Origin of the sequence: Pseudomonas sp. 39004 (assembly GCF_028682155.1) — a bacterium.
GTDB classification, from domain to species: Bacteria; Pseudomonadota; Gammaproteobacteria; order Pseudomonadales; family Pseudomonadaceae; genus Aquipseudomonas; species Aquipseudomonas capeferrum.
Genome location: NZ_JANIAG010000213.1, coordinates 1 through 7,871, shown reverse-complemented (window position 1 = coordinate 7,871; position 7,871 = coordinate 1). Strand labels below are relative to the sequence as shown.

Genomic DNA, 7,871 nt, shown 5'->3' with positions numbered 1-7,871 from the left:
CGATCGGCTGTTGTAAGTCTGCTCGGTAATGCCGAAGGCGGTCATGCGCATCCACGGTTTGGCAAATCTGCGCACCTGCAGTTTCTTGCGCGTGGCATACAGGGTTACCCCCGATAACTTGGCCTGCTGAGCTTCTGCAGCAATCTGCGCGCCCCAGCCACAGGTGTGGCGATCATTCTGGCTCAGCGCCCTGGCCTGGGCGCCGAAGGCGGCCGTGGCCAGCAGGCAGCCGGCCATCGTTGCTAGAAGTACTCGCATGTTGCTGTCCTAAGCATCTGAAGGAGAAGGGAGTTTGCCTTCGCTTCAAGCCGCTGGGGGCCAGCAATTTGCCGTCAGATTACGGCCATGCGCAGCGCGTTGGCTGGCGGGCGCAAGCTGGCCCAGGCCAGGCCAGCGACCCAGACCACCGATACGCCGTAGTTCAGGCGCTGGTACAGGCCGAACAGATGGCCGCTCTGCGCCGCCTGCGCCATCAGCACGACGGTGGCGATCGCCAGCACCACGCACGCCAGGGAGAACAGCGCCAACGGTCGCGAACCGGCAACCCGATTGCCCAGCCATGCCCACAGGGCACTGGCCAGGGTCAATGAAAGAAACATCAGCAGGCCCGAGAGGTTGTGCAGTTGCTGTGACAGCGAGGGCTGCGCCGGTGCGCAGCCCTGGTCGCAGGGGAACCAGCCAGTGCCCAGGCTGCCCAGGCCATGCAGCAGCACCAGAACGGCGCTGACCCGTGCCAGGGTCGACCCCTGCCAGCGACGGGCCAGGCCCCAGGCGAACAGGGCGAACAGCACGGCCAAGGGGAAGTTGTTGACCCGTGGCGACCAGAGCTGGGTGGGTGCACCCTCGGCGCCGAGTTGGCTCATGGCCTGTTGCAGGTGGTCGTAACCTGGGTAAGCCTGGGCGGTCAGCCAGACGCCGGCCAGCAGCCAGAGGGGGATCACCAGGCCAGTGGCGAGCAGAAGACGGTCGAGGGGTTTCATGCTGTCGTTTCCTTCCATGGATGAGTGAGCGCGAAGGCGCACAGTACAGCCTTGCAGCGGGGATAGACCAGCGCATGAAGCAGATTTTTTGCGTGGTGCGTGGCGCAGCCCCATACAGAAATACCGCATACGGTGTATGTGATCGTACAACTGCTTGCGCTATCATGGGCATTGTCTTTCAAGGTGAAATACAGGGCATGACAGAGCAGCAGGTACAGGCAAGGACCCGGCGCAAGCCGCGCAGTCTGGCCCAGGAACTGGTCACAGTGCTGACCGAGCGGATTCGCAGCGGCCAACTGAAGCGCGGCGACAAGCTGCCGACCGAATCGCAGATCATGGCCGAAGAGGGCGTCAGCCGCACGGTGGTGCGCGAGGCTATCTCGCGGCTGCAGGCCGCAGGGCAGGTGGAGACCCGGCACGGCATCGGTACGTTTGTGCTGGATGCACCGTCCACGGGCGGTTTCCGTATCGACCCGGCGACCGTGGTGACCCTGCGCGAAGTGCTGGCGGTGCTGGAGTTGCGCATTGCCCTGGAGATCGAGTCGGCGGGCCTGGCGGCGCAGCGGCGCAGCGATGAACAGCTGGTTGGCATGCGCGCGGCGCTGGATGAGCTCAACGAAGGCGCGGCCCATGCCAACGATGCCGTATCGGCGGATTTCCAGTTCCACCTGCGCATTGCCCAGGCCAGTGGCAACCACTACTTCGCCGACATCATCAACCACCTGGGTACCAGTATCATCCCGCGTACCCGGCTCAACTCGGCGCGCCTGGCCCATGACGACCAGGCGCACTACATGAGCCGGCTCATGCATGAACACGAGGCGATCTACGAAGCCATTGCCCGGCAAGACAGCGAAGGGGCGAAGATGGCCATGCGCATGCACCTGAGCAACAGCCGCGAGCGCCTGCGCCAGGCGCATGAAGAAGCTGAGGCGCAAGGGGCCTGAGACCTCTCTCACCCTCGAAGAGGCCGGTACCGACAAAAGAAAAAGCCCCGACGTGTGCGGGGCTTTTACATTTCAGGGCGATCAGATCCCCCCGTCACTCCACTGCCCATTCACCAACCGGCGCAACCCCAGCGGGTTCTCATCGCGAAGCGCCTCAGGCAGCAACGCCTGCGGGTAGTTCTGGTAGCACACCGGGCGCAGGAAGCGGTCGATGGCCAAGGTGCCGACCGAGGTGCCGCGCGCATCCGACGTAGCCGGATACGGCCCGCCGTGGACCATGGCATCGCACACTTCGACGCCGGTGGGGTAGCCATTGACCAGAATCCGACCGACCTTTTCTTCCAGCAGCGGTACCAGCCAGGCGAAGGCTTCGAAATCTTCAGGCTCGCCGATCAGGGTCGCGGTCAACTGGCCACGCAGGCCGAGCAGCGCGGCGCGCAGCTGTGCGTTGTCCTGGGCTTCGACAGCCACGGTGGTCGGGCCAAACACTTCTTCTTGCAGCAAGGGGTCGGCGTCGACCAGCAGGCGCGCCTGTGCCTTGAACAGCTGGGCGCGGGCCTGGCTGCCTTGTTGCGGTTGGCCGGCCAAGTGTTCGATACCGGCATGGGCGTGCAGGTGTTCCAGGCCGCCCACATAGCTGCGCAGGCCGCCGGCGTTGAGCAGGGTCTGGCCGGCCTGTTGCTCGAGGTGCTGACCGAGGTCGGCGAGCAGTTGGCTGTATTGCGGCGATTGCAGACCGATCACCAGGCCCGGGTTGGTGCAGAACTGGCCGGCACCCAGGCACACCGAGCCCGCCAGTTCGCGGGCGATGGCTTCGCCGCGCTTGGCCAGGGCGCCAGGCAGGATGATCACCGGGTTGATGCTGGACATCTCGGCGAATACCGGGATTGGCTGTGGGCGCTCTGCGGCCATGCGGCACAAGGCGTCGCCACCCTTGAGCGAGCCGGTGAAACCGACCGCCTGGATGGCCGGGTGCTTGACCAGCCATTCGCCGACACCACCGCCGAAGACCATGTTGAACACGCCCTTGGGCATGCCGGTGCGCTCGGCGGCGCGCTGGATTGCACAGCCGACCAGGTCGGCTGTGGCCATGTGGCCGCTGTGTGCCTTGAACACCACCGGGCAGCCAGCGGCGAGGGCGGCAGCCGTGTCGCCACCGGCTGTCGAGAAGGCCAGCGGGAAGTTGCTGGCACCGAACACGGCAACCGGGCCTACGCCGATGCGCATCTGGCGCAGGTCGACGCGAGGCAACGGTTGGCGCTCGGGCAGGGCCAGGTCGATGCGTGCACCGAGGTAGTCACCGCGCCGCAGCACTTGCGCGAACAGGCGCATCTGGCCACTGGTACGGCCGCGCTCGCCCTGGATCCGCGCTGCAGGCAGGGCGGTTTCGCGGCAGACGATGGCGACGAAGGCGTCGTCCAGTTCATCCAGCTCGGCGGCGATGGCATCGAGGAACTCGGCGCGGCGCGCCGGGGCCAGTTGGCGGAACTCGGCAAAGGCGGCAGCGGCGGCCTGGGCGGCTTGGTCGACTTCGCTTTCAGTGGCTTGCACGAAGCTGTAAGGCAGGGCCTCGCCGGTGGTGGCGTCCAGGCTCTGCAGGCGTTGCGCGCCAGCGGCACTGCGCTGACCGGCGATGAAGTTGTGGCCTAGGATTTCAGGCATTTTGGCACTCCTGTAGGTGAATGAAGGGGGTAGGCGGTCGAGAAGGGCTGCAAAGCAGCCCCAAGGGCCTCAGGTAATCGGCGCCGGGTTGAACAGGGTGATGTCGTTGTGCAGCCTGTGCTGCTCGGCCCAGGTCTGCTTGCGGCCGCTGGCCACGTCCAGGTAGTAGTGGAACAGCTCCCAACCCAGTTCCTCGATGCTCGAGCGGCCTGTGGCGATGCGCCCTGCGTCGATGTCGATCAAGTCGGGCCAGCGTTCGGCCAGTTCAGTGCGGGTGCAGACCTTGACCACCGGGGTCATGGCCAGGCCGTACGGCGTGCCACGGCCCGTGGTGAACACATGCAGGTTCATCCCGGCCGCCAGTTGCAAGGTGCCGCAGACGAAGTCGCTGGCCGGGGTGGCGCAGAAGATCAGGCCTTTGCGCGCCACCCGCTCGCCAGGGCCAAGCACGCCCTGAATGGCGCCGCTGCCGGACTTCACGATCGAGCCCAGGGACTTTTCGACGATGTTGGACAACCCACCCTTCTTGTTGCCCGGCGTGGTGTTGGCGCTGCGGTCGGCCGCGCCTTGTTGCAGGTAGCGGTCGTACCAGTCCATCTCACGCAACAGCGCCTCGGCCACGTCCTGGTTCTCGGCGCGGGAGGTGAGCATGTAGATGGCGTCGCGCACTTCGGTCACTTCCGAAAACAACACGGTCGCGCCAGCGCGTACCAGCAGGTCCGAGGCGTAGCCCAGTGCCGGGTTGGCGGTGATGCCGGAGAACGCATCGCTGCCGCCACACTGCATGCCCAGGATCAGCTCGCTGGCGGGCACCGTTTCGCGGCGGCGCTGGTCGAGTTTTTTCAGGCGGGTCTCAGCCAGCGCCATGATCTGTTCGATCATTTCGCCGAAGCCCAGGCTGGCATCCTGCAGGCGGTACAGCCACGGGTCGCTGAGGTCTACCGACGGATCGTTGTCATGCATGACCTGGCCGGCCTGCAGTTTTTCGCAGCCCAGGCTGATGACCAGCGCTTCGCCACCAAGGTTGGGGTTGCGCGCCAGGTTGCGCACGGTGCGGATCGGGATGTAGGCATCGCGGGCATTGATCGCCACGCCGCAGCCGTAGCTGTGGGTGATGGCGACCACGTCATCGACGTGGGGGTACTTGGGCAGCAGTTCTTGACGAATGCGCTTGACCGCATGCTCCAGCACGCCGGTCACGCATTGCACGGTGGTGGTGATGCCAAGGATGTTGCGGGTGCCCACGGTGCCGTCGGCATTGCGGTAGCCCTCGAAGGTGAAGCCTTCGAGCGGCGGCAGGGGCTCGGGCACGGCGTCGCAACGCGGCAGGCTGTCCAGCGCCGGCGCCTCTGGCATGGCCAGCTGGCTTTCCTGCACCCAGGTACCCTGGCGCAAGTCTTCCAGGGCGTAGCCGATGATCTGCCCATAGCGGCGCACAGGCTCGCCCTTGGCGATCAGCACGGTGGCCACCTTGTGGCTCTGTGGCACGCCTTCGACCAGGGTCAGGCCGTCGGGGAAGCGGGCGCCTTCACCCAGGCCACCGTCGTTGACCACTACCACGACATTGTCGTCATCGTGCAGGCGGACGTAGCGGGGCGAGTCGGAATGTTCGATCAACTGCATGTTCGGGCCCTTCTAGTGATTGCTCAGGCTTTATACATCCGCCCGCCGCCGGCAGGTGCCAGCGGCGGGCGTGTTCACTCAGTGACGGGAGCTTGCCAGTTCGCCATTGGCGCCGGGCTCGGCTTCAGCCTTTGGGGTTTCACGCAGCTCGATGCGCTTGATCGGGCCGACGATCACCAGGTAGCTGAACACCGCGACCAGGGCGTTGGCACCCACATACACCAGGGCCCACTTGAACGAGCCGGTGGCGCTGATGATGTAGCCGATGACGATGGGCGTGGTGATCGAGGCGATGTTGCCGAAGGTGTTGAACAACCCGCCCGACAGGCCAGCGATCTGCTTCGGCGAAGTGTCGGCGACCACCGCCCAGCCCAGTGCGCCAATGCCCTTGCCGAAGAAGGCCAGGGTCATGAAACCGACCACCATCCACTCAGCGTCGACGTAGTTGCAGAAGACCATGGTGGTCGACAGCAACAGGCCGCAGACGATGGGCAGCTTGCGCGAGAAGGTCAGCGAGTTACCGCGGCGCAGCAGCCAGTCCGACAGCACACCGCCCAGCACGCCACCGATGAAACCACAGATGGCGGGCAGCGAGGCGATGACACCCGCCTTGAGGATGGTCATGCCGCGCTCCTGCACCAGGTACACCGGGAACCAGGTCAGGAAGAAGTAGGTGATGGCGTTGATGCAGTACTGGCCCAGGTACACCCCCAGCAGCATGCGGCTGGTCAGCAACTGCTTGATGTAGCCCCATTTCGGGCCGTCGTTGCCGCGTTTCTGGTCCATGTCTACCAGGCCGCCGTTCTGCTCGATGTGTTCGAGCTCGCTTTGGCTGATGCGCGGGTGTTGCTTGGGGTTGTAGATGGTCCTCAGCCACACGAACGAGAACAGAATGCCGAGCACGCCCATCACCACGAACACGTGTTCCCAACCGAAGCTGAAGACGATCCAGCCCATGATCGGGGCAAACAGTGCGGTGGCAAAATACTGCGCCGAGTTGAAGATGGCCGACGCCGTGCCGCGTTCTGCGGTGGGGAACCAGGCCGCGACGATGCGGGCGTTGCCCGGGAACGACGGGGCTTCGGCGAAACCGACCAGAAAGCGCAGGGTGAACAAGGTCACCACCGCCCAGGCCACCGGCATGCCACCGACAAACCCTTGCAGCAGGGTGAACAGCGACCAGGTGAAGATGCTGAAGGCGTAGACGTTCTTGGAGCCGAAACGGTCGAGCAGCCAGCCACCGGGAATCTGGCCAGCCACGTAAGCCCATCCAAAGGCGGAGAAGATATAACCGAGGGTGACGGCGTCAATGCCGAGGTCTTTCTGCAGGCTGGAGCCTGCGATTGCAATGGTGGCGCGGTCGGCATAGTTGATCGTGGTCACCAGAAACAGCATGAACAGGATCAGGTAGCGCACATGCGTCTTTTTAGTCGCTTGCATGCTGGTAATACTCCCACTAGTTATTTTTGTGCGGGCTCACGAGTTGTAGCCGGGGTGGGGGGCTCCCACTCCGGCGGCGGCAGTTCAGGCCGCAGGGGTTCGCTTATTGCGGACCCATCTTGTCCATCAGCGCTGCGAGCATTTCGTATTCTTCGCCGGTCAGGTCGGTCAGCGGCGTGCGTACCGGGCCTGCGTCGTAACCGGCAATCTTCGCGCCCGCCTTGACGATGCTCACGGCGTAGCCGGCCTTGCGGTTACGGATGTCCAGGTACGGCAGGAAGAAGTCATCGATCAGCTTGCCGACGGTGGCATGATCTTCGCGGGCGATGGCGTGGTAGAAGTCCATCGCGGTCTTCGGCACGAAGTTGAACACGGCCGAGGAGTACACCGGCACGCCCAGCGCCTTGTAGGCCGCAGCATACACCTCGGCGGTCGGCAGGCCACCCAGGTAGCTGAAGCGATCGCCCAGGCGGCGACGGATCGACACCATCAGCTCGATGTCACCCAGGCCGTCCTTGTAGCCGATCAGGTTCGGGCAGCGCTCGGCGAGCTTTTCCAGCAGGTCGGCATTCAAGCGGCAGACATTGCGGTTGTAGACCACCACCCCGATCTTCACCGATTTGCACACGGCTTCGACGTGGGCGGCAACGCCATCCTGGCTGGCTTCGGTCAGGTAGTGGGGCAGCAGCAGCAGGCCCTTGGCACCCAGGCGCTCGGCTTCTTGTGCGTATTCGATGGCCTGGCGGGTCGAACCGCCGACGCCGGCAAGGATCGGTACCGAGGTGGCGCAGGTATCGACGGCGGTCTTCACCACCTGGCTGTACTCGCTGGCCGCCAGGGAGAAGAACTCACCGGTACCACCGGCCGCGAACAGGGCGCTGGCGCCGTAGGGGGCGAGCCATTCCAGGCGCTTGATGTAGCCAGCCTGGTTGAAGTCGCCTTGGGCATTGAAGTCGGTGACCGGGAAAGACAGCAGGCCGTGGGAGAGGATGGATTTCAGTTCTTGTGGATTCATTGTTGTTGGCATCCTGAGGCGCTTGGGGTGAAGGGAGTGATGTGCTGCGATGGAGGTAAGTTATCGTACAACTGTAGGGATGGCTAGTGCTTTGGGAGAATTTTTTATGATTTGGGTGCTTGGCTGGGGTGTTGGGGGGATGCTGAAATCGAGCGCCGCCCGCGCGGCGCTCGATCTTCCAGGTACAGAAAATCCCCCGACAAC

The 7,871-nt window shown here is 64.4% G+C and carries 7 protein-coding genes; 1 reads left to right on the top strand and 6 read right to left on the bottom strand.

Features of this window, described 5'->3' with window-relative positions:
* Window positions 1-258: hypothetical protein (locus NP534_RS24115; RefSeq protein ID WP_274100368.1), on the bottom strand; the 258-nt coding region annotated here is incomplete at its 3' end.
* Between the two features lie 74 nt (window positions 259-332).
* Window positions 333-980: a DUF998 domain-containing protein gene (locus tag NP534_RS24110; RefSeq protein WP_274100367.1), complete on the bottom strand. Its 648-nt coding sequence runs from the start codon at window positions 978-980 to the stop codon at window positions 333-335.
* A gap of 197 nt (window positions 981-1,177) precedes the next feature.
* Here NP534_RS24110 and NP534_RS24105 point away from each other — a divergent pair, with 197 nt between their 5' ends.
* On the top strand, window positions 1,178-1,927 hold the full coding sequence (locus NP534_RS24105; RefSeq protein ID WP_033697384.1) for a FadR/GntR family transcriptional regulator: 750 nt from the start codon (window positions 1,178-1,180) through the stop codon (window positions 1,925-1,927).
* A gap of 81 nt (window positions 1,928-2,008) precedes the next feature.
* On the opposite strand, the gene NP534_RS24100 is transcribed toward NP534_RS24105, so the two are convergent.
* The 4 genes from NP534_RS24100 to kdgD form a co-directional block, all read right to left on the bottom strand.
* Window positions 2,009-3,589, bottom strand: a complete 1,581-nt coding sequence (locus tag NP534_RS24100) for an aldehyde dehydrogenase (NADP(+)) (RefSeq protein ID WP_274100366.1) — start codon at window positions 3,587-3,589, stop codon at window positions 2,009-2,011.
* A 69-nt stretch (window positions 3,590-3,658) separates the two neighbouring features.
* Window positions 3,659-5,212 (bottom strand): galactarate dehydratase, encoded by a 1,554-nt coding sequence (garD, locus tag NP534_RS24095; RefSeq protein WP_274100365.1) that lies wholly within the window; start codon window positions 5,210-5,212, stop codon window positions 3,659-3,661.
* A gap of 78 nt (window positions 5,213-5,290) precedes the next feature.
* Window positions 5,291-6,652 (bottom strand): MFS transporter, encoded by a 1,362-nt coding sequence (locus NP534_RS24090; RefSeq protein WP_033697387.1) that lies wholly within the window; start codon window positions 6,650-6,652, stop codon window positions 5,291-5,293.
* A 103-nt stretch (window positions 6,653-6,755) separates the two neighbouring features.
* Complete coding sequence (gene kdgD, locus NP534_RS24085) at window positions 6,756-7,667, bottom strand: 5-dehydro-4-deoxyglucarate dehydratase (protein ID WP_033697388.1); 912 nt, start codon at window positions 7,665-7,667, stop codon at window positions 6,756-6,758.
* Between the last annotated feature and the right edge of the window lie 204 nt (window positions 7,668-7,871).

Bases quoted from the DNA above. Each gene is read 5' to 3' on its own strand.
- NP534_RS24110 (WP_274100367.1), bottom strand. From the start codon at position 980: ATGAAACCCCTCGACCGTCTTCTGCTCGCCACTGGCCTGGTGATCCCC.
- NP534_RS24105 (WP_033697384.1), top strand. From the start codon at position 1,178: ATGACAGAGCAGCAGGTACAGGCAAGGACCCGGCGCAAGCCGCGCAGT.
- NP534_RS24100 (WP_274100366.1), bottom strand. From the start codon at position 3,589: ATGCCTGAAATCCTAGGCCACAACTTCATCGCCGGTCAGCGCAGTGCC.
- garD (WP_274100365.1), bottom strand. From the start codon at position 5,212: ATGCAGTTGATCGAACATTCCGACTCGCCCCGCTACGTCCGCCTGCAC.
- NP534_RS24090 (WP_033697387.1), bottom strand. From the start codon at position 6,652: ATGCAAGCGACTAAAAAGACGCATGTGCGCTACCTGATCCTGTTCATG.
- kdgD (WP_033697388.1), bottom strand. From the start codon at position 7,667: ATGAATCCACAAGAACTGAAATCCATCCTCTCCCACGGCCTGCTGTCT.